Source organism: Streptomyces sp. NPDC096048 (genome assembly GCF_044763415.1).
GTDB lineage: Bacteria > Actinomycetota > Actinomycetes > Streptomycetales > Streptomycetaceae > Streptomyces.
In genome coordinates this window covers 275,859-295,266 of the sequence record NZ_JBIWGG010000009.1, presented here as the reverse complement: position 1 = coordinate 295,266, position 19,408 = coordinate 275,859, and the positions used below count along the sequence as shown (strand labels likewise).

Annotated in this window: 18 protein-coding genes and 1 tRNA gene; 3 read left to right on the top strand and 16 right to left on the bottom strand. The window is 71.7% G+C overall.

Annotated elements, in window-relative coordinates; all coding sequences use genetic code 11:
• Window positions 1–125: 125 nt before the first annotated feature.
• From yajC to pgsA, 11 genes are all read right to left on the bottom strand, one after another.
• Window positions 126–638, bottom strand: a complete 513-nt coding sequence (gene yajC / locus ACIQ6R_RS25995; RefSeq protein WP_404223723.1) for a preprotein translocase subunit YajC — start codon at window positions 636–638, stop codon at window positions 126–128.
• A gap of 175 nt (window positions 639–813) precedes the next feature.
• Entirely contained in the window at window positions 814–1,887 is a 1,074-nt protein-coding gene (gene ruvB, locus ACIQ6R_RS25990; protein WP_404223722.1) for a Holliday junction branch migration DNA helicase RuvB, read from the bottom strand.
• A 27-nt stretch (window positions 1,888–1,914) separates the two neighbouring features.
• Window positions 1,915–2,520 carry a Holliday junction branch migration protein RuvA gene (gene ruvA, locus ACIQ6R_RS25985; protein WP_404179454.1) on the bottom strand — a complete coding sequence of 202 codons (606 nt, stop codon included), beginning with the start codon at window positions 2,518–2,520 and terminating at the stop codon, window positions 1,915–1,917.
• Window positions 2,517–3,083 carry a crossover junction endodeoxyribonuclease RuvC gene (gene ruvC, locus ACIQ6R_RS25980; RefSeq protein ID WP_404223720.1) on the bottom strand — a complete coding sequence of 189 codons (567 nt, stop codon included), beginning with the start codon at window positions 3,081–3,083 and terminating at the stop codon, window positions 2,517–2,519. Before ruvC ends, ruvA begins: the two co-directional genes overlap by 4 nt.
• Window positions 3,084–3,200: 117 nt before the next feature.
• Window positions 3,201–3,953: a YebC/PmpR family DNA-binding transcriptional regulator gene (locus ACIQ6R_RS25975; protein WP_121745926.1), complete on the bottom strand. Its 753-nt coding sequence runs from the start codon at window positions 3,951–3,953 to the stop codon at window positions 3,201–3,203.
• Between the two features lie 51 nt (window positions 3,954–4,004).
• Window positions 4,005–4,613: a pyridoxal 5'-phosphate synthase glutaminase subunit PdxT gene (pdxT, locus tag ACIQ6R_RS25970; protein WP_404223718.1), complete on the bottom strand. Its 609-nt coding sequence runs from the start codon at window positions 4,611–4,613 to the stop codon at window positions 4,005–4,007.
• Between the two features lie 18 nt (window positions 4,614–4,631).
• Complete coding sequence (gene pdxS, locus ACIQ6R_RS25965) at window positions 4,632–5,543, bottom strand: pyridoxal 5'-phosphate synthase lyase subunit PdxS (protein ID WP_393802068.1); 912 nt, start codon at window positions 5,541–5,543, stop codon at window positions 4,632–4,634.
• A gap of 143 nt (window positions 5,544–5,686) precedes the next feature.
• Window positions 5,687–6,229: a hypothetical protein gene (locus ACIQ6R_RS25960; RefSeq protein WP_404223716.1), complete on the bottom strand. Its 543-nt coding sequence runs from the start codon at window positions 6,227–6,229 to the stop codon at window positions 5,687–5,689.
• Between the two features lie 196 nt (window positions 6,230–6,425).
• Complete coding sequence (locus ACIQ6R_RS25955) at window positions 6,426–7,589, bottom strand: glycosyltransferase family 4 protein (protein ID WP_404223714.1); 1,164 nt, start codon at window positions 7,587–7,589, stop codon at window positions 6,426–6,428.
• Complete coding sequence (locus ACIQ6R_RS25950; RefSeq protein WP_404223713.1) at window positions 7,586–8,518, bottom strand: phosphatidylinositol mannoside acyltransferase; 933 nt, start codon at window positions 8,516–8,518, stop codon at window positions 7,586–7,588. The genes ACIQ6R_RS25955 and ACIQ6R_RS25950 overlap by 4 nt, the downstream gene beginning before the upstream one ends.
• Window positions 8,515–9,183, bottom strand: a complete 669-nt coding sequence (gene pgsA, locus ACIQ6R_RS25945) for a phosphatidylinositol phosphate synthase (RefSeq protein WP_404179472.1) — start codon at window positions 9,181–9,183, stop codon at window positions 8,515–8,517. The genes ACIQ6R_RS25950 and pgsA overlap by 4 nt, the downstream gene beginning before the upstream one ends.
• A 263-nt stretch (window positions 9,184–9,446) precedes the next feature.
• Here pgsA and ACIQ6R_RS25940 point away from each other — a divergent pair, with 263 nt between their 5' ends.
• Together ACIQ6R_RS25940 and ACIQ6R_RS25935 are read left to right on the top strand one after the other, a co-directional pair.
• Window positions 9,447–11,645 carry an elongation factor G-like protein EF-G2 gene (locus ACIQ6R_RS25940; protein WP_404223712.1) on the top strand — a complete coding sequence of 733 codons (2,199 nt, stop codon included), beginning with the start codon at window positions 9,447–9,449 and terminating at the stop codon, window positions 11,643–11,645.
• A gap of 266 nt (window positions 11,646–11,911) precedes the next feature.
• Complete coding sequence (locus ACIQ6R_RS25935) at window positions 11,912–13,573, top strand: hypothetical protein (protein WP_404179478.1); 1,662 nt, start codon at window positions 11,912–11,914, stop codon at window positions 13,571–13,573.
• A 112-nt stretch (window positions 13,574–13,685) separates the two neighbouring features.
• Here the strand turns inward: ACIQ6R_RS25935 and ACIQ6R_RS25930 are convergent, their stop codons facing one another.
• The 4 genes from ACIQ6R_RS25930 to ACIQ6R_RS25915 form a co-directional block, all read right to left on the bottom strand.
• A complete protein-coding gene (locus ACIQ6R_RS25930) occupies window positions 13,686–14,234 on the bottom strand; it encodes an HIT family protein (RefSeq protein WP_404179481.1) in 549 nt (182 codons plus the stop codon).
• 149 nt (window positions 14,235–14,383) lie between these two features.
• Window positions 14,384–16,360 carry a threonine--tRNA ligase gene (gene thrS / locus ACIQ6R_RS25925; protein ID WP_404223710.1) on the bottom strand — a complete coding sequence of 659 codons (1,977 nt, stop codon included), beginning with the start codon at window positions 16,358–16,360 and terminating at the stop codon, window positions 14,384–14,386.
• Window positions 16,361–16,451: 91 nt separating this feature from the next.
• On the bottom strand, window positions 16,452–17,723 hold the full coding sequence (locus tag ACIQ6R_RS25920; RefSeq protein ID WP_404223709.1) for a hypothetical protein: 1,272 nt from the start codon (window positions 17,721–17,723) through the stop codon (window positions 16,452–16,454).
• The gene (locus tag ACIQ6R_RS25915; protein ID WP_210961489.1) at window positions 17,720–18,286 is read right to left on the bottom strand and encodes a DUF4365 domain-containing protein; all 567 of its coding nucleotides are present in this window, start codon (window positions 18,284–18,286) and stop codon (window positions 17,720–17,722) included. Before ACIQ6R_RS25915 ends, ACIQ6R_RS25920 begins: the two co-directional genes overlap by 4 nt.
• 171 nt (window positions 18,287–18,457) lie before the next feature.
• On the opposite strand from ACIQ6R_RS25915, the gene ACIQ6R_RS25910 reads away from it, so the two are divergent.
• Complete coding sequence (locus ACIQ6R_RS25910) at window positions 18,458–19,183, top strand: 3'-5' exonuclease (RefSeq protein WP_404223707.1); 726 nt, start codon at window positions 18,458–18,460, stop codon at window positions 19,181–19,183.
• 140 nt (window positions 19,184–19,323) lie between these two features.
• Here ACIQ6R_RS25910 and ACIQ6R_RS25905 read toward each other — a convergent pair.
• A tRNA-Val gene (locus tag ACIQ6R_RS25905) sits at window positions 19,324–19,395 on the bottom strand.
• Window positions 19,396–19,408 lie beyond the last annotated feature (13 nt).

Here is a 19,408-nt window from a genome sequence, read left to right as displayed (position 1 = left end):
ACTCCCTCTCGGGCCGCTTCGCGCCGGGTAGGCGTCACCGGCGGCCATCACATGGTGTCCGGATCCGTGCGAGCCGCGCGTCACACGGGGCGCGCGGGATCGACCCGCGCAACCCCGGAGCACGGCTACTTCGCCTCGGAACCGCCGTCGGACTTCTTCGGCTGCTCGTCCGTCTTCGCCTCGGCGGACGCGGCGTCGACCGTCGGCTCGTCGGCCGGCTCGTCGGTCGCGTCCTTCTTGCCGAGGTCGACGGACTTGCCGTCGGAGGCGGCAGCGTCGTCGGCGGAGGCGTCGGTCTCGGTGAGGGAGGAGGCGTCGTCCGGGACGACGTCGGTGTCGGACTTCAGGTCGTGCTCGATGCCGTGGACGATGCGGTTGTACTCGTCGTCGGTGAGGACGGCACCGATGGAGTTCTTGGCGAAGAGCAGCTCGACGCCCGGCCCGGCGTCGAGGAGGACCGTGTCCTCGCTGACCTCCTTGACCGTGGCGTACATGCCCCCGATGGTGCGGACTCCGGAACCGGGCTGCATCTGGTTCCGCATGTCGGCGGCCTGCTGCTGCTTCTTCTTCGCCGACCGGGTCATCAGGAACATGGCCCCGATGAGCACGATGAACGGGAGGAGGGTCACGAGACTCACGGGTCGGTACTTCCTTCACACGACCGCGATGGTGAGCGGCCTGATGGTTGGGGGTGTGTGCGCCGCCGACAAGGGCGGCATCGGCGGAGTCTAAGCGAGTCCGCGCGCATGGAACAACGCTCAGCATGGCACCGGGGTTCCTGCTCCGGCGAATGTCCTCTTCGTGACGGTGCCGTCACGCCCCGAACAGGTCCTGTTGTCCGTTTCCGGAAGTCTGCGAACGCGGCGGGGTGAGGCCGAGGTGCGCCCATGCGGCCGGGGTCGCCACGCGCCCGCGCGGGGTGCGGGCGAGCAGACCCTCTCTGACGAGGAAGGGCTCGGCGACCTCTTCCACTGTCTCACGCTCCTCCCCCACGGCGACGGCGAGTGTGGACAGGCCCACGGGCCCGCCGCCGAACAGCTTGAGGAGGGCCTCCAGCACACCCCGGTCCAGGCGGTCCAGGCCCCGCTCGTCCACCTCGTAGACGGCGAGGGCCGCCGCGGCGATCTCCTGGGTGATCAGGCCGTCGGCCTTGACCTGGGCGTAGTCCCGCACCCGGCGCAGCAGGCGGTTGGCGATGCGGGGGGTGCCGCGGGAGCGGCCGGCGATCTCGGCGGCGCCGGCGGTGTCGATCTCGACGTCGAGCAGGCCGGCCGAGCGGTGGATGACGCGTTCCAGTTCGGCCGGTCCGTAGAACTCCATGTGCGCGGTGAAGCCGAAGCGGTCGCGCAACGGGGGCGGCAGCAGCCCCGCGCGCGTGGTGGCGCCGACCAGGGTGAAGGGCGGCAGCTCCAGGGGGATGGCGGTGGCGCCCGGCCCCTTGCCGACGATGACGTCGACGCGGAAGTCCTCCATCGCCATGTAGAGCATCTCCTCGGCGGGCCGCGACGTGCGGTGGATCTCGTCGAGGAAGAGGACCTCGCCCTCCTGGAGGGAGGAGAGGATCGCCGCGAGGTCGCCGGCGTGCTGGATGGCCGGGCCGGAGGTGATGCGGATGGGGGCTCCCATCTCGGCCGCGATGATCATCGAGAGGGTGGTCTTGCCGAGGCCGGGAGCGCCGGAGAGCAGCACGTGGTCGGCGGTCGCCCCGCGCGCGCGTGCGGCACGCAGCACGAGGTCGAGCTGCTCGCGGACCTTCTCCTGTCCGATGAACTCGCCCAGGTCCTTGGGGCGCAGGGCGGCCTCCACGGCCTGGTCCTCGCCATCGGCGGACGCACCCACCAGCCGTTCGCCCGCGGCGTCCGTGTCGGTCGTGTCGTCCCAGTTCATCAGGTGTGCCTCGGCTCTCGGTACGGGCTATCGGGCGCGGTTCAGGGTCTGCAGGGCCGCCTTCAGCAGCTGCCCCACCTGGGGCGTGCCCCCGGCGGCGTCGGCCTGGGGCGCCACCGCGGAGACGGCCTCGTCGGCCTCGCGGGTCGCGTACCCGAGGCCGATGAGGGCCGCGTGCAGCTGGTCGCGCCAGCCGGTGCTGACCGGCGCGCCGACGGCGGGGGCCCCGATGGGCTCGCCGAGCCGGTCCTTCAGTTCCAGGAGCAGCTTCTGCGCGCCCTTCTTGCCGATGCCGGGTACGGCGGTGAGCGCCTTCTCGTCACCGGTGGAGACGGCTCTGCGCAGGGCGTCGGGGCTGTGCACGGCGAGCATCGCCTGGGCCAGGCGGGGGCCGACGCCGCTGGCCGTCTGGAGCAGCTCGAAGACCTGGCGCTCGTCGTCGTCGGCGAAGCCGTACAGAGTGAGCGAGTCCTCGCGGACGACGAGGGAGGTGGCGAGCTTGGCGGACTTGCCCAGGCGGAGGGTGGAGAGCGTGTTCGGCGTGCACTGGACGGCCATGCCGACGCCGCCGACCTCGACCACCGCGGCGTCGGGGGCGAGGGCGGCGACCGTGCCGCTGACGAAGGCGATCATGGCGTACGGCCTTTCGGTGCGGTCGGGGTTCTCGGGGTCTTCGGGGCTTTGGCGGCGTGCAGGGCCACGGCCTGCTGGAGCCGGTTCTGTGCGGGGGCGCGCCAGATGTGGCAGATGGCGAGCGCGAGGGCGTCGGCGGCGTCGGCGGGCTTGGGCGGTTCGGCGAGCCGCAGCAGCCGGGTGACCATGGCACCGACCTGCGCCTTGTCGGCGCGTCCGCTGCCGGTGACGGCGGCCTTGACCTCGCTGGGGGTGTGCAGGGCGACGGGGATGCCGCGGCGTGAGGCGCACAGGATGGCGACCGCGCTGGCCTGGGCGGTGCCCATGACCGTGCGGACGTTGTGCTGGCTGAAGACGCGCTCCACGGCGACGCACTCCGGCCGGTGCTCGTCCAGCCACTGCTCGATGCCCTGCTCGACGGCGACCAGGCGGTGGCCGAGTTCGGCGTTCGCGGGTGTGCGGACCACTCCGACGCCGAGCATGGTGAGCGGCCGGCCCGCGACGCCCTCCACGACACCGATCCCGCAGCGGGTCAGTCCCGGGTCCACCCCCAGTACGCGCAACGCACGGCTCCCCTCACATCGATCGCCTGTTTGTGCAGGCTATCGGGTGCCACCGACAACGGCGGCGGGCCGGGGACGTGTCCCCGGCCCGCCGGAATCGTCGTGTGCGCGGCGGCGCTACGCGTCGACCTTCTCCATGACCTCGTCGCTCACGTCGAAGTTGGCGAAGACGTTCTGCACGTCGTCGCTGTCCTCCAGGGCGTCGATCAGCCGGAAGATCTTCCTCGCGCCCTCCTCGTCCAGCTCGACCTGCATGGTCGGCACGAAGTTGGCGTCGGCGGACTCGTAGTCGATGCCGGCGTCCTGGAGGGCGGTGCGGACCGCGACCAGGTCGGTGGCCTCGCTGAGCACCTCGAAGGTCTCGCCGAGGTCGTTGACCTCCTCGGCGCCCGCGTCCAGGACGGCGGCGAGAACGTCGTCCTCGCCCAGCTCGCCCTTGGGGACGATCACGACGCCCTTGCGGTTGAACAGGTACGACACCGAGCCCGGGTCGGCCATGGAGCCGCCGTTGCGGGTCATCGCGACGCGGACGTCGGAGGCGGCGCGGTTGCGGTTGTCGGTGAGGCACTCGATGAGTACCGCGACACCGTTCGGGCCGTAACCCTCGTACATGATCGTCTCGTAGTCGGCGCCGCCGGCCTCGAGGCCACCGCCCCGCTTGACCGCGGAGTCGATGTTCTTGTTCGGGACCGACTGCTTCTTGGCCTTCTGGATGGCGTCGTAGAGCGTCGGGTTGCCCTCGATGTCGACGCCCCCCATCCGGGCCGCGACCTCGATGTTCTTGATCAGCTTCGCGAAGAGCTTGCCGCGCTTGGCATCGATGACGGCCTTCTTGTGCTTCGTCGTGGCCCATTTAGAGTGGCCGGACATCTGCCTGTCTCCTTCGCGTAACCCGTCTTTGAACGAACGAACGCAGGAATCCTACAAGGACTCCGCCGCCCGGTTCGCGCGCACCATGTCGGCGAAGAGGCGGTGCACGCGGTGGTCGCCGGTCAGCTCCGGGTGGAACGACGTGGCCAGCGCGTTGCCCTGGCGGACCGCGACGATGTGGCCCTCGTGCTCGGCGAGCACCTCGGCCGGGGCGCCCACGGACTCCACCCAGGGTGCGCGGATGAACACGCCCTCCACAGGATCGCCCTCGACGCCCTTGATGTCGACGGCCGCCTCGAAGGACTCGTTCTGGCGTCCGAAGGCGTTGCGTCGCACGATCATGTCGATGCCGCCGACCGTCTCCTGCCCGGAGCGCGGGTCCAGGATCTTGTCGGCCAGCAGGATCATGCCGGCGCAGGTGCCGTAGACGGGCAGGCCGTCCCGCACGCGCGCGCGGAGGGGCTCCATCACTCCGAAGAGGACGGCCAGTTTGGAGATGGTGGTGGACTCGCCGCCGGGCAGGACCAGGCCGTCGACCTCGGCGAGTTCTTCGGGGCGCCTGACCGGCCTGGCCACGGCGTCGGCCGCGGCCAGGGCGACGAGGTGCTCCCGTACGTCGCCCTGGAGGGCCAGGACGCCGATGACGGGGGTGTCGCTCATGGATCCGGTGTCCTCGTCCTACCAGCCGCGGTTCGCGTAGCGCTCGGTCTCGGGGAGGGTGTCGCAGTTGATGCCGACCATGGCCTCGCCGAGGTTGCGGGACGCCTCCGCGATGATCTTCGGGTCGTCGTAGAAGGTGGTCGCCTTCACGATGGCGGCGGCGCGCTTGGCCGGGTCGCCGGACTTGAAGATGCCGGAGCCGACGAAGACGCCCTCGGCGCCGAGCTGGCGCATGAGCGCGGCGTCGGCCGGGGTGGCGACGCCACCGGCGGAGAAGAGGACCACGGGCAGCTTGCCCAGCTCGGCGACCTCCCGGACCAGCTCGTACGGGGCGCGCAGCTCCTTGGCGGCGGCGTACAGCTCGTTGTTGTCGTAGCCGCGCAGGCGGGCGATCTCGTTCTTGATCTGGCGCAGGTGGCGGACGGCCTCGACGACGTTGCCGGTACCGGCCTCGCCCTTGGAGCGGATCATCGCGGCGCCCTCGGCGATGCGGCGCAGGGCCTCACCGAGGTTGGTGGCGCCGCAGACGAAGGGGGTGGTGAAGGCGAACTTGTCGCTGTGGTTGACCTCGTCGGCCGGGGTGAGGACCTCGGACTCGTCGATGTAGTCGACGCCGAGGGACTGCAGGACCTGGGCCTCGACGAAGTGGCCGATGCGGGACTTGGCCATCACGGGGATGGAGACCGCGCCGATGATGCCCTCGATCATGTCCGGGTCGGACATCCGGGCCACGCCACCGTCCTTGCGGATGTCGGCCGGGACCCGCTCCAGGGCCATGACGGCGACGGCGCCCGCGTCCTCGGCGATCTTCGCCTGCTCCGGCGTGACGACGTCCATGATCACGCCGCCCTTGAGCTGCTCGGCCATGCCGCGCTTCACGCGGGCGGTGCCGGTCTCGGGGGCCTGGTTCTCGGAGAGCGTGCTGGACACGGGTACCTCACTGAAGGAAGGGGGTTTGTGCAGCTCCGAGGAAACGCGAACGGACCAGGCCACAGCAAGGGCCAATGGACAGCCGGTGGATCCTTTTGGGCCCGGAGGCGCGGAACGCCCGCCGGGCCGACGGGGCGCCGGCTCTACGCCGCCCTGTCCACCAGGGGCGTCGGCGACTCGTCGTCCATCTCGAAGGCCAGCGGGAAGGGAGCGTGTCCGGCGAGGCGGAACCAGCGGACCTTGCGGTGCTCGCGCAGCCTGCGCGCCGCTCCCACCGCGTCGTTGTGGAAACGCCGGGCCATCGGGACGCGCCGTACGGCCTCGGCCAGCTCGCGGATCGCCTCCACCCCCCCGGGCGCCTCGCGCAGGACGTCCACCTGTTGCGGGTCGGCGAACACCGCCCGCAGGGCCTGGCTCAGCTCGCTCTCGGCGACCTCCCGGTGCTCCTCCTCGGCCTGCCGGGCGGCGTGCGCGGCCTCGTACAGGACGATGGAGGCGGCCGGGTCGAGCACACCGCTGGTGGCGAGTTCCTGGGCCACGGACGCCCTGCGCAGCAACTGCGCGTCGAGGGCGGCACGGGCGGCGTCGATCCGGGCGTGCAGCCGGTCCAGCCGCCCCGCCGTCCAGCTCAGGTACAGGCCGATCGCGATGAGGACGACCAGGATCCAGATGAGGGTTGCGGTCACGGGGCGCAACCCTACGGGAGCGCTCCGCCGGGTTGGCGGGGTGCCTCACGGTGACCGTCGCCGGGGGCTGCCGCCCCCGGGCCCCCGCTTCGGCCTGAACGGCCTCGTCCTCGAACGCCGGACGCCGGACGCCGGACGCCGGACGCCGGACGCCGGACGGGCTGAGGATGCCCGACCTCGGCTGAGAAGTCCGGTCTCAGTCCCGGGCCAGTCCGAAGCGTGCCCTCAGGCCGGTCGCCCGGTCGTCCGTCGCCACCGCGGCCGCGCCCGCCGTGACCGTCTCGTAGACCGAGAGGATGTCCGCGCCGACCGTGGACCAGTCGAAGCGCCGTACGTGGGCGCTGCCGCGCTCCCTGAGCGCGGTTCTGCGCTCCGGGTCCGCCAGCAGCCGCACCGCCGCGTCGGCCAGTGCGTCGGCATCCTCGTTGGGGAACAGCTCACCGGCGGCGCCATGGTCGAGGACCTGGGCGAAGGCGTCCAGGTCCGAGGCGAGCACGGGGGCGCTCGCCGACATGGCCTCGACCAGGATGATCCCGAAGCTCTCGCCGCCGGTGTTGGGGGCCACGTACAGGTCGACGCTGCGCAGGAAGCGGGCCTTGTCCTCGTCGCTGACCATGCCGAGGAACTCCACGCGGGAGCGCAGTTCGGCGGGGAGCGAGGCCACGGCCTCCTTCTCGTCGCCGCGCCCGGCGACCAGCAGCCGGGCCTCCGGGCGGGCGGCGAGGATCTTCGGCAGCGCCCGCATCAGCACCGGCAGGCCCTTGCGGGGTTCGTCGATGCGCCCTATGAAGCCGATCGTGTCGCCCTGCCACTCGGGATTGGGCTCGGCGTCGGCGAAGAAGTCGACGTCGACGCCGTTGGGGATGACGACGGCGTCCCCGCCGAGGTGCTCGACGAGGGTGCGGCGGGCGTACTCGCTCACCGCGATCCGGGCGCTGATCTTCTCCAGAGCGGCCTGGAGGATCGAGTACGCGGCGATCATCGCGCGGGAGCGCGGGTTGGACGTGTGGAAGGTCGCCACGATCGGGCCCTGCGCCGCCCAGCAGGTGAGCAGGCCGAGCGAGGGCGAGGTCGGCTCGTGGATGTGGATGACGTCGAAGGCGCCGTCGTGCAGCCAGCGCCGCACCCGGGCCGCCGACAGGAAGCCGAAGTTCAGCCGGGCCACCGAGCCGTTGTACGGGACCGGCACCGCGCGGCCGGCCGAGACGACGTACGGCGGCAGCGGGGTGTCGTCGTCGGCGGGGGCGAGGACGGAGACCTCGTGGCCGAGACGGATGAAGTACTCGGCCAGGTCCCGGATGTGGAACTGGACGCCGCCGGGCACGTCCCAGGAGTACGGGCAGACGATGCCGATCCTCACGAGGCGCCCTGCCCGTCGGCCGCCGCGGGGGCCTTGGCGGGGTCGAGGTCCTTCAGCCACAAACGCTGGAGCATGTGCCAGTCCTCCGGATGGTCGGCGATCCCCGTGGCGAAGGCATCGGCCAGCGCCTGTGTCATGACAGACGTCTTCTCGGCCCGGGTACCTGACTCGGGGACCTCGACCGGCGGATGCACCCGGCCCTTCATGACGGGCGACTCGTCGTACCAGAGCGTCACCGGCAGCAGCCGGGCGCCGGTCTGCAGCGCGAGCAGGGCGGGCCCCGCGGGCATCCGGGCCGTATCGCCGAAGAAGTCGACCTCCACGCCGGAGGCGGACAGGTCGCGGTCGGCGACCAGGCAGACCAGGCCGCCGTCGCGCAGCCGCCGGGCCAGCGTGCCGAAGGCGGTGCCGCCGCTGTGCGGCAGGACCTCCATGCCGAGGCCCTCGCGGTAGGCGACGAAGCGGTCGTAGAGGGTCTCCGGCTTGAGGCGTTCGGCGACGGTGGTGAAGGGGATGCCCAGCCTGGTGGTGACCCAGGCGCCCGCGAGGTCCCAGTTGGCCAGGTGCGGGAGGGCCAGGACGACGCCCTTGCCCACGTCCATGCCGTCGGTGAGGTAGTGCAGGTCCTTGACGGTCAAGGACGTCCTGATCCGCTCGTCGCTCCACGCCGGGAGCCGGAAGGACTCCATCCAGTAGCGCAGGTAGGAGCGCATGCCCGCGCGCGAGAGGGCGGCGAGCCGCTCCGGGCTCGCGTCCGGCACCACGCGCGCGTAGTTGCTCTCCAGGCGCCGTACGCCCGTGCCGCGCTGCTTCCAGGCGACGTCCGCGACGGTGCGTCCGAGCCGCGCGGCGACCGGCTCGGGGAGCTTCTTCACGGTGCTCCAGCCGGCGCCGTACAGGCCGTCGGTCAGCCGGTCCCGAGCGCTCACTTCGCCGCCTCGGTGCCCTGGCTCTCCTGCGCGGCGGCATCCGCCTCGGCCGCCTCCCGGCGGACCGTGACGACGCGCTGGATCAGCGTGACGAGGCTGCCCACGGCGACGATCCACAGGGCGATCGGCAGCAGGTACTGGATGCCCGGCACGCCGAAGGCGTGCAGCCCCGCGAGTCCGGCCGCGACCAGCGAGACGACGAGGCGCTCGGCGCGTTCGACGAGCCCGTTGACGGCGACCGGCAGGCCGATCGACTCGCCGCGCGCCTTGGTGTACGACACCACCTGGCCGCTGGCCAGACAGAAGATCGACACGGCGCACAGCACGATGTCGTCACCGCCGCCCGCGTACCAGAGGGCGAAGCCGCCGAAGATCGCGCCGTCGGCGACCCGGTCCAGTGTGGAGTCCAGGAAGGCGCCCCAGCGGCTGGAGCGGCCGAGCTGGCGTGCCATGTTGCCGTCGACCAGGTCGGAGAAGACGAAGAGCGTGATCACGACCGTGCCCCAGAAGAACTCACCCATGGGGTAGAAGACCAGCGCACCCGCGACCACCCCGGCGGTGCCGATCAGCGTGACCGTGTCCGGGCTGACGCCCCGGCGGATGAGAAACGCGGCGAACGGTGTGAGGACACGCGTAAAAAATGCACGCGCGTACTTGTTCAGCATGGCCTTCCCGACGGTCGGTGTGGCCGCGGCCCCTGCTGGCCGCCGGCTGGCCCATCGTAGCCACGCGCGCGCGTGGGCGACGGACGGGCACCCTGACCCCCTGGTGGGCGGCCGGTGGGGCGGCGGGATCGGGTCCGTCGTATGGACGCGGCGTGACGGGAGTGGAAAGCTCGAAGGACCGCGGGCGTCGCCGGAGCCGCCAGTGCACGCGGTCCCGCGTGTCCGCGCCCACAGTGACCTCACCGTGCACGGGAGGCAAGGACATGGGCGACAAGGCACACACCCGTCCCGGAGCCGCCGGAAGGGCTACGGCGGCCGACCACCCCACGTCCGTACGGAATGTGGTGCTGGTCGGCCACTCCGGATCGGGCAAGACGACTCTGGTGGAGGCTCTCGCGCAGACGGCGGGAGCACTGAACCGGGCGGGCCGCGTGGAGGACGGCGGCTGCGTCTCGGACTACGACGAGATGGAGCACCGGCAGCAGCGCTCCGTACAGCTCTCCCTGGTGCCGGTCGAATGGGACGGCATCAAGATCAACCTCCTGGACACTCCCGGGTACGCCGACTTCGTCGGTGAGCTGAGGGCCGGTCTGCGCGCGGCGGACGCGGCCCTCTTCGTCGTCTCGGCCTCCGACGGGGTGGACGGCTCGACCCGCATGGTGTGGGAGGAGTGCGCCGCCGTCGGCATGCCGCGCGCCATCGTGATCACGCACCTGGAGGCCGCCCGCGCGGACTTCGAGGAGATGACGCGGATCTGCGCGGAGGCCTTCGGCGGCGACGACCCCGACGCCGTGCTGCCGCTGTACCTGCCGCTGCACGGGCCGCAGGCGCCCGACGGGCACGCGCCCGTGACGGGGCTCATCGGGCTGCTGTCGCAGAAGCTCTTCGACTACGCGTCCGGCGAGCGCGAGGAGTCCGAGCCGGGCCAGGAGCAGCTGCCGCTGATCGACGAGGCCCGCTCGATGCTGATCGAGGGGATCATCTCGGAGAGCGAGGACGAGACCCTCATGGAGCGCTATCTCGGCGGCGAGCAGGTGGACGTCAAGACGCTCATCGAGGATTTGGAGCGGGCCGTGGCGCGCGGGGTGTTCTTCCCCGTCCTGGCCGCCGCCCCCGCGGCCGAGGGCGCCCGGCAGGGGCTCGGCACGGTCGAGCTGCTGGAGCTGATCACGCGCGGCTTCCCGACCCCCTTGGAGCGCGAGGCGCCCCGGGTCACCACACCCGACGGCGCTCCGCGCGAGCTGCGGATGTGCGATCCCGACGAGTCGCTGGTCGCGGAGGTCGTCAAGACGTCCTCCGACCCGTACGTCGGCCGGATCTCGCTGGTCCGCGTGTTCTCCGGCACCCTGCGCGCCGACCAGACGGTGCACGTCTCCGGGCACGGGCTGGCCGACCGCGGCCACGAGGACCACGACGTCGACGAGCGGATCGGCGCCCTGTCGACGCCGTTCGGCAAGCAGCAGCGGCCGGTCTCGCACGTGATCGCGGGCGACCTGGCGTGCGTGGCGAAGCTGAGCCGCGCGGAGACCGGGGACACGCTCTCGGCCAAGGACGACCCGCTGCTGATGGCCCCGTGGGAGATGCCCGACCCGCTGCTGCCGCTCGCCATCCAGGCGCACAGCAAGCCCGACGAGGACAAGCTCTCCCAGGGGCTCACGCGGCTGGTGGCCGAGGATCCGACGATGCGCCTGGAGCAGAACCAGGACACGCGCCAGGTGGTCCTGTGGTGCCTGGGCGAGGCCCACGCCGACGTGGCGCTCGAACGGCTGCGCAGCCGCTACGGCGTCCAGGTCGACGTCGTACCCCACCGGGTCTCCCTGCGGGAGACGTTCGGGGACCGGGCGGCCGGGCGCGGGCGGCACGTGAAGCAGTCCGGCGGGCACGGTCAGTACGCCATCTGCGAGATCGAGGTGGAGCCGCTGCCGGGCGGTTCGGGCGTCGAGTTCGTGGACGAGGTGGTCGGCGGCGCGGTGCCCCGGCAGTTCATCCCGTCCGTCGAGAAGGGCGTCCGCGCGCAGGCCGCCAAGGGCGTCGCCGCAGGCCATCCGCTGATCGACGTGCGGGTCACGCTGCGGGACGGCAAGGCGCACTCGGTGGACTCCTCCGACGCCGCCTTCCAGACGGCCGGCGCGCTGGCGCTGCGGGAGGCCGCGGCGCAGGCGAGGATCCATCTGCTGGAGCCGGTGGCCGAGGTGAGCGTGCTGGTCGGCGACGACTACGTGGGCGCCGTGATGAGCGACCTGTCCGGACGGCGCGGCAAGGTGCTCGGCACCGAGCAGACGAGCGGCGGACGGACCCTGATCCGGGCCGAGGTGCCGGAGATGGAGATCGGCCGGTACGCGGTGGACCTGCGCTCCCTGACGCACGGCACCGCGCGCTTCGGCCGCCGTTACGCGCGGCACGAACCGATGCCGCCGCAGATCGCGGAACGTCTCCGGGAGGAGCTGCGGGCGGCGTCCTAGGGGTTCGCGGCAGAGAGCCGGCGCGGACCTCCCTCCGCGCCGGTGGCGCGTCCGACTCCCGTCCAGGAGAGGCTCGTTACCGGCCTGCCGGGTCAGGGCGCACGACGGCGCAACACCGGGGCAGCCCGCGCGCGCGGGGGCTCTTTTGGCCGTCCGGTGCCGCATGTCGGTGTCGGCGGATACGCTGATGACCTGATCAACAGGTGTGCCGGGCAGGGAAGTCGGGAAGGCCGCAGGAGCGACAGTGGTGGCGATCGGGGGCGGGAATGACCGTTGACGGCGGTTACGCGGACTTCTTCGGACCGCAGGTGCCGCGTACGGACGACGGAGGCCAGACGGCCACCTTCGCGCTGGCCTCGGCCGCCTACCGGGACAGCGAGTTGCAGGAGATCAAGAAGGCCGACAACGAGTGGCACCAGACGACCCTCAACGCGGGCCGGCCCTGGGCCACGATCTTCCGTCCCAACCTCGGCGAGGCCTTCTCCCGCGCGGTGGCCGACCGGATGCTGGGCAGCGGCCGCAAGCCCCTCATCCAGTCCTTCGGCGCCGAGCCGCAGGTGGTCGTCGAGCACTGCCTGGCGGCCAACGGCATCCGCAAGGCGCGCGACGCCCGGCTGTCCACGGTGATCGTGCTGTGCGGTCTGCTGTTCCTGCCCGGCATGCTGGTCTGGCTGATCGGCTTCCAGATCCGCACCACCGTCGCCAAGGCGGAGAACAAGCAGGCCGGGGCGCTGGGTACCGCGGTGCTCGTGGCGATCGCCGCGCTGGCCGTGCTGTTCCTCGTCAAGATGCCCTTCTCCGGCTTCTGGGCCTGGTACGCGCGCGCCGCGGTCGTCCTGCCCGTCGTCGGCTGGTTCTGGGCCAAGCGGATCTGCGAGGGCACGGCGAAGGACCTGCGGGAGCGCTGGGACAGCCTCCTGTCGGGCAGCGGCGTCGGCGCCAAGGTCCCCGAGGCGGTGCCCAGCAACCCGGGCGAGACCGCGGCCGAGCAGCTGCGCCAGTCACTGGCCAAGCTCGGCGCCGAGCAGCAGTCCAACTCGGTCTTCTACGCCGGCCCCAAGGGCATACTCGGCATGGGCACCCGCTGGGGCAGCTGGCAGCTCGCCGAGAACCTGGTGCCGGCCGACCCGACCCGGGAGATCCACCCCTTCCGCAGCTGGGACGTCGTCCGGGCCATCCACGACCAGCTGCGCATGCTGGAACGCGGCCCGCTGAACACCGGCGGCTTCACGAAGCCGTCCATACGGCACTGGGTCGTGACGCCCATCGGGGAGAACGCCAAGGCGGTGTCCCGTCCGGAGGGCACGGACGTCGAGGCGTACCAGGTCAAGTCGCACGCGATACAGGACATCTGCAACAAGCAGCAGTTCGGCGCCGGTGACCGGCACTACCTGGGCGTCCAGTGGACCCTGTGGGACGGCCAGCTGGTCATCACCATGCTCATCACGGTGACCGTGCTGCACGAGACGCTGCGCATCGAGGTCACCGGTCACGCCCTGGGCCCGGTGAACCCGCTGTTCACCACCAAGCCGGAGGCTCCCTCTAAGGAGGTCGCCAAGTCGTTCAAGCCGTGGGAGACGCGCAAGGTGATGCTCCCGCTGGTCACCGCGAACGAGGTCGTACGGCTCGCCGTCCGCGCCCCGCTCACCTGGTATCCGCCGCTGCTGAACTGGCTCGGCGGCACGATCGTCCTGCCGGAGCCGTTCGGGCTGCGGCACGCGTGGGCGGACCAGCCGTGGCGCCACCGCTTCATGGCCGACGACGCGCTGCGGGCGGCGGCGCCGGTGCTGCGGGTGGTGCACTCGTCGGCGATCAGGGTGCTGGAGGAGAACGGCGTGGACACGGAGAAGTTCGGAACGCGGTCGGCGTTCCTCAGTACGGCGGTGCAGGATCCGACGCCGGGTAAAGCGGACCTGTACAACGCGTAGGTCTGTTTTCAGGTGCCGGGCGCGTTGCGGCTCGGGGAGGGGCACGCGACCCGGCGCTGACGAGGTGCCGCTGCGCCCACCCGTGCCGCCCCAGCGGCACGACTGCCCGCGGCTACGCCGCCGGCCACGCCTCCGCCAGCATCTTGCGGGTGTCGCCCAGCAGCTGCGGCAGCACCTTCGTGTGGCCGACGACCGGCATGAAGTTGGTGTCGCCGCCCCAGCGGGGCACGACGTGCTGGTGCAGGTGGGCGGCGATGCCCGCGCCGGCCACGGTGCCCTGGTTCATGCCGATGTTGAAGCCGTGGGCGCCCGACGCGGTGCGCAGGGCCGTCATCGCCTGCTTGGTCAGCTCGGCGAGTTCCGCGGTCTCCACGTCGGTCAGCTCGGTGTAGTCGGCGACGTGCCGGAACGGCACCGTCATCAGGTGACCGCCGTTGTACGGGTACAGGTTGAGCACCGCGTACACGTGCGCGCCGCGCCGTACGACCAGGCCGTCCTCGTCGGACTTGGCCGGGATCGAGCAGAAGGGGCAGCCGTCGTCGGCGCCGGGGCCGCTCGGCTTGTTCTCGCCCTGGATGTAGGCCATCCGGTGGGGCGTCCACAGGCGCTGGAACGCGTCCTGGGTCCCCACTCCCCACTGCTGCTCCGGCTCACTCGTCATACGTGCAGCATATGGCGTCGCGTGCGGCGACAGGGAAAGGCCCCCGAGGTAACCCCCGAGGGCCTGAACCCCGCATAGGCGGGGAGCACGGCACCTTGTGCTTGTGCGCCTTGCGGATCTTCGGACCATCCCCGCGTCGGCGGGGAGCACTACACCTGCACGCGGCGCTCCACCACGTCAACGAGCTTGGCGATGGCTTGGTCACGCGGAATGCCGTTCTCCTGCGAACCATCGCGGTAGCGGAACGACACCGTATCCGCGTTCATGTCGTCATCACCCACGATGATCATGAACGGGACCTTCTGCTTCTGAGCCGTCCTGATCTTCTTCTGCATGCGGTCGGAGGAGGAGTCGACCTCGACGCGCAGGCCCTGCTTCCGGGCCGCCACGGCGAACTTCTCCAGGTACTCGACGTGCGCGTCGCCGATCGGGATGCCGACGGCCTGGACGGGGGCCAGCCACGCCGGGAAGGCGCCCGCGTAGTGCTCCAGGAGCACCGCGAAGAAGCGCTCGATCGAGCCGAACAGCGCGCGGTGGATCATGACCGGGCGCTGCTTGGCACCGTCCGCGCCGGTGTATTCCAGGTCGAAGCGCTCCGGCAGGTTGAAGTCGAGCTGGATGGTCGACATCTGCCAAGTGCGGCCGATGGCGTCCTTGGTCTGGACGGAGATCTTCGGGCCGTAGAAGGCGGCGCCGCCCGGGTCCGGGACCAGGGGCAGGCCCTGCTTCTCGGCGACCTGGCGCAGCGTCTCGGTGGCCTCTTCCCAGGCCTCGTCGGAGCCGACGAACTTCTCCGGGTCCTTGGTGGACAGCTCCAGGTAGAAGTCGGTCAGGCCGTAGTCGCGCAGCAGGTTCAGCACGAAGGTGAGCGTCTTGTCGAGCTCCTCCGACATCTGCTCGCGGGTGCAGTAGATGTGCGCGTCGTCCTGGGTGAAGCCGCGGGCCCGGGTCAGGCCGTGCACGACGCCCGACTTCTCGTACCGGTACACGGTGCCGAACTCGAACAGGCGCAGCGGCAGTTCACGGTACGAGCGGCCGCGCGCGTCGAAGATCAGGTTGTGCATCGGGCAGTTCATGGGCTTGAGGTAGTAGTCCACGCCCTCGTCGAGCTGCATGGGCGGGTACATGCCGTCGGCGTACCAGTCCAGGTGGCCCGAGGTCTCGAAGAGCTTCCCCTTGGTCGCGTGCGGGGTGTAGACGAACTCGTACCCCTCCTCCTCGTGGCGGCGCCGCGAGTAGTCCTCCATGACCCGGCGGATCACGCCGCCCTTGGGGTGGAAGACCGCGAGGCCGGAACCGATCTGCTCCGGGACGGAGAACAGGTCCAGCTCGCTGCCGAGCTTGCGGTGGTCGCGCTTCTCGGCCTCGGCGAGGAACTCCAGGTGCGCCTTCAGCTCGTCCTTGGACGGCCAGGCGGTGCCGTAGATGCGCTGGAGCATCGGGTTCTTCTCGCTGCCGCGCCAGTAGGCGGCGGCGTTGCGCATCAGCTTGAACGCCGGGATGTTCCGGGTGGTGGGCAGGTGGGGACCGCGGCAGAGGTCCTTCCAGCACAGCTCGCCGGTCTTGGCGTCCAGGTTGTCGTAGATCGTCAGCTCGCCGGCGCCGACCTCGACGTCCGCGCCGTCGTCGTGCGACGCGGAACCCTTGAGGCCGATCAGCTCCAGCTTGTACGGCTCGTCGGCGAGCTCCTCGCGGGCGGCGTCGTCGGTGACGACACGGCGCGAGAAGCGCTGGCCGCGCTTCTGGATCTCCTGCATCTTCTTCTCGATGGCCTTGAGGTCATCGGGGTGGAAGGGCTTCTCGACGTCGAAGTCGTAGTAGAAGCCGTCCTTGACGGGCGGGCCGATGCCCAGCTTGGCCTCGGGAAACAGCTCCTGCACGGCCTGCGCCATGACGTGCGCGGTGGAGTGGCGCAGGATGTTCAGGCCGTCCTCGGAGGAGATCTCGACACCCTCGACGGTCTCGCCGTCCTGGACCTCGTAGGCGAGGTCCTTCAGCTCACCGGACACGCGGGCGGCGACGATCGAGCGCTCGCCGGCGAAGAGCTCGGCGGCCGTCGTGCCCGTCGTCACCACGCGTTCTTCCCGCTCGGAATCGCGTTGGATGATCACACGGACGTCTGACACCGGTCTCTCCTGACTGAAGTGGGGCTGCGGCGCCATACCAAAGCGCACGCATGAGGGCGATCGTACCGACCCCGGCCCGCTCACCGCGAAATCAGTCCCCGCGGTCGCCGTCGTCCTCGCCGTCACCTCCGCAGGTCTCCTCGAAGAAGGCCGCCACCTCCACATGCTCCTGGACCGCCTTCAGCAGCCGGTCCCGCTCCGCGTCGTCGACCTGTACGGGGGCGATCTCGCAGGCGCCGGTGAGCCGGCGGAACCCGCCCCGGCTCTCCAGCCGGCCGAGCACCCGCACCGGCAGCCCGACGAGATGGGCGTGCCCGGCGATCCGGTAGCCCTCCTCGTCCAGCGAGATCCTCACGTGCGGGACGTCCGCTCCGGCCAGCACCCGCAGCCGTACGGTGCCCGCGCCACGTGGCCCGGACCGGCGCATGCGGACCACGGTGCCGGTGATCCGGACCGGCACGGAGGGCTCGGCGCGCAGGTAGCGGGCGGCGGCCTCGCGCAGGGCGGGCAGGTCGCCGGGCGAGAACTCGACGGGCTCGGCGAGGGCGGCACAGCCCTCGGGGACACCGGCGGCCGGCGCCCAGCCGACGGCGATCCGCGCGCCCTCCGTGCCGCGGACCAGGGCGACGAGCGCCTCGGTCAGCTCGTGGCTGACGCCCGCCGCGACGGCCGCGTCGAAGGCCTCCATGCCGCCGGTGGCCCGCCGGTAGTCGACGGCCTCGCGGGCGGCGTAGAGGGCGTGGTGGAGGCGCACGGCGAGGGGGCGGCCGGTGGTGACCGGCACGAACGCGGTGAGCCGGCGGCCGCCGGGGGCAGGGCCGACCAGGACGTTCTCCAGGGTCTCGGCGGCGGCGCGCCGGTGCCGGGCGCCGTAGTAGCCCGCACGCGCGCGCGTGGCGAGCGCTCCGGCGAGCAGCATCCGGCGGGCGGCGGAGCGCAGCTGTTCCTCCACGGTCCAGGAGGCGGTGCCGCCGGGCCCGGTCGGTACGTCGCGCCCCCAGCGGATCTCGTCGCTGGGCACGGCGAGGGACAGGAGGATCTCGCGGGCGGCGGGCGTGCCGCTGCGGGACAGGGCGAGCAGCGCCTCGCCGAGCAGGTCGTCGCTGTCGGGGAAGGCGCGGCTGACGGGGACCAGCAGGCTGGTGGCGCCGGCGGCCGGGCCGGGCGGGGTCCAGCGGCCGTAGCGGCCCGGGGCGCCGCCGCGACGCCGCCAGCCGTGCCGGTGGAGCAGGGCGGTCAGCACGGCCGGGTCGACGGTGCCGGACTCGGGCGGGCGGCCGTCGTACCCCGCCGGGTCGCCGACGGTGTCGGCGGGGTGCGGCCGCACGGCGCGCAGGGGCTCGCCGGTCGGGCGGTGCGTCATGGTTTCCCTCCCGTCCCGACCCGCGTCATGATCTCGCACAGCGCCCGGTCGTCGAAGACCCGCGCGGTCGGTATCCGCACGGTGGTGCGCCGCCGGCCGGTGACCGGGTGTCCGGCGAGGTTGGTCCAGTAGCAGCAGTGCCTCAGGTCGAGCCGGTCGTGCCCGGCCCGCAGCCACTGGTCACGGGACCGGGGGACGATCATCACGACCAGGATCTTGTGCACCGAGACCGGAGTGCGGGCGAGCTTCGCCAGGTGGTCGTTGTCGAGCGTGAAGGAGAAGAAGCGGCCGGGCGGGCTCGGCGGGATCTGGTACGTCGCCTTGAGCTGCACCTTGATGGTGACCTCGTCGTCGACCGTGTGCCCGGGGGCGCTGTGGCTGACGTGCCAGTCGATGCCGTTGTCCGGGAAGGGCTGGGAGAGCGAGCAGCCCGCCGCCGCGGCGACCGCGTGGAGGTAGCCGACCTGCAAGGTCTCCATGCAGGCGGTGGTGGCGAGAGAGCCGCGAGAGGGCGCCGTGCGCTCGGGCAGCAGCCCGCCCCGTTCGGGCTGCGCTATGGCCATGGCCAACAGCCTTCCAGAACTGGTGTATCCCCACTGCGGGTCGCTGAACTGCGAAGACTCGTACTCCTGTTGTGTCCTTCCGGCGTACGCCGCAAACAGCCCGGGTATCACCGAATCGGGACAGAGGACGGCGCGTCAGCCGCCGTATCCGGACGAGGAGTTGAGTGCCCAATGACGAGCTGGTTCGAGGGGCCGCTGGCCGCCTTCGACACGGAGACGACGGGTGTGGACGTCGAGACCGACCGGATCGTGTCGGCGGCCCTCGTCGTGCAGGACGCACCGGGGCTGAGGCCGCGCGTGACCCGGTGGCTGGTGAACCCGGGCGTGCCGGTGCCCGAGGCGGCGACGGCGGTGCACGGGCTGACGGAGGAGCATGTGCAGCGCCACGGCCGCTGGCCGGCGCCGGTGATGTACGAGATAGCGGAGGCGCTGGCCGAGCAGGCCCGCGCCGGGCGTCCGCTCGTGGTGATGAACGCGCCGTTCGACCTCACGCTGCTGGACCGGGAGTTGCGCCGGCACCGCGCCTCCTCCCTCGGCCGCTGGGTGGAGCGGACGTCGCTGCACGTCCTCGATCCGCGCGTGCTCGACAAACACCTGGACCGGTACCGCAAGGGCCGCCGCACCCTCACCGACCTGTGCGCGCACTACGGCGTCGAACTGGAGGGCGCACACGACGCGGCGGCCGACGCGCAGGCCGCGCTGGAGGTCGTACGGGCGGTGGGGCGCCGCTTCCCGGGGCGACTGGAGCGCCTGTCCCCCGCCGAGCTGCACACGCTCCAGGCGGTCTGGCACGCGGGGCAGGCGCGGGGGCTGCAGGCGTGGTTCGCGCTCAACGGGACCGAGGAGGCGGTGGACCCGGCCTGGCCGCTGCGGCCGGACCTGCCGGCGGCGGCGTGAGCGCACCACTTCGGCCGAGGGCGACGTCGGGCGCGGGGGTGTGGGTGGCGGAGCCCTCACTTCGCGCGGCGAAGCCGCGCGGAACACGAAAAGAGCGACGTGGTCCGCGTTTCCGCGGACACACGTCGCTCTCGCGAACGTGGGCGATACTGGGTTCGAACCAGTGACCTCTTCGGTGTGAACGAAGCGCTCTCCCACTGAGCTAATCGCCCGGGAACGCACTGA

Coding starts and splice junctions, on each gene's coding strand:
- pgsA (WP_404179472.1), bottom strand. CDS start 9,183: ATGCTGAACAAGTACGCGCGTGCATTTTTTACGCGTGTCCTCACACCG.
- ACIQ6R_RS25915 (WP_210961489.1), bottom strand. CDS start 18,286: ATGGCCATAGCGCAGCCCGAACGGGGCGGGCTGCTGCCCGAGCGCACG.
- ACIQ6R_RS25910 (WP_404223707.1), top strand. CDS start 18,458: ATGACGAGCTGGTTCGAGGGGCCGCTGGCCGCCTTCGACACGGAGACG.
- ACIQ6R_RS25975 (WP_121745926.1), bottom strand. CDS start 3,953: ATGTCCGGCCACTCTAAATGGGCCACGACGAAGCACAAGAAGGCCGTC.
- ACIQ6R_RS25940 (WP_404223712.1), top strand. CDS start 9,447: ATGGGCGACAAGGCACACACCCGTCCCGGAGCCGCCGGAAGGGCTACG.
- ruvB (WP_404223722.1), bottom strand. CDS start 1,887: ATGAACTGGGACGACACGACCGACACGGACGCCGCGGGCGAACGGCTG.
- ACIQ6R_RS25935 (WP_404179478.1), top strand. CDS start 11,912: ATGACCGTTGACGGCGGTTACGCGGACTTCTTCGGACCGCAGGTGCCG.
- ACIQ6R_RS25920 (WP_404223709.1), bottom strand. CDS start 17,723: ATGACGCACCGCCCGACCGGCGAGCCCCTGCGCGCCGTGCGGCCGCAC.
- ACIQ6R_RS25930 (WP_404179481.1), bottom strand. CDS start 14,234: ATGACGAGTGAGCCGGAGCAGCAGTGGGGAGTGGGGACCCAGGACGCG.
- pdxT (WP_404223718.1), bottom strand. CDS start 4,613: ATGAGCGACACCCCCGTCATCGGCGTCCTGGCCCTCCAGGGCGACGTA.
- ruvA (WP_404179454.1), bottom strand. CDS start 2,520: ATGATCGCCTTCGTCAGCGGCACGGTCGCCGCCCTCGCCCCCGACGCC.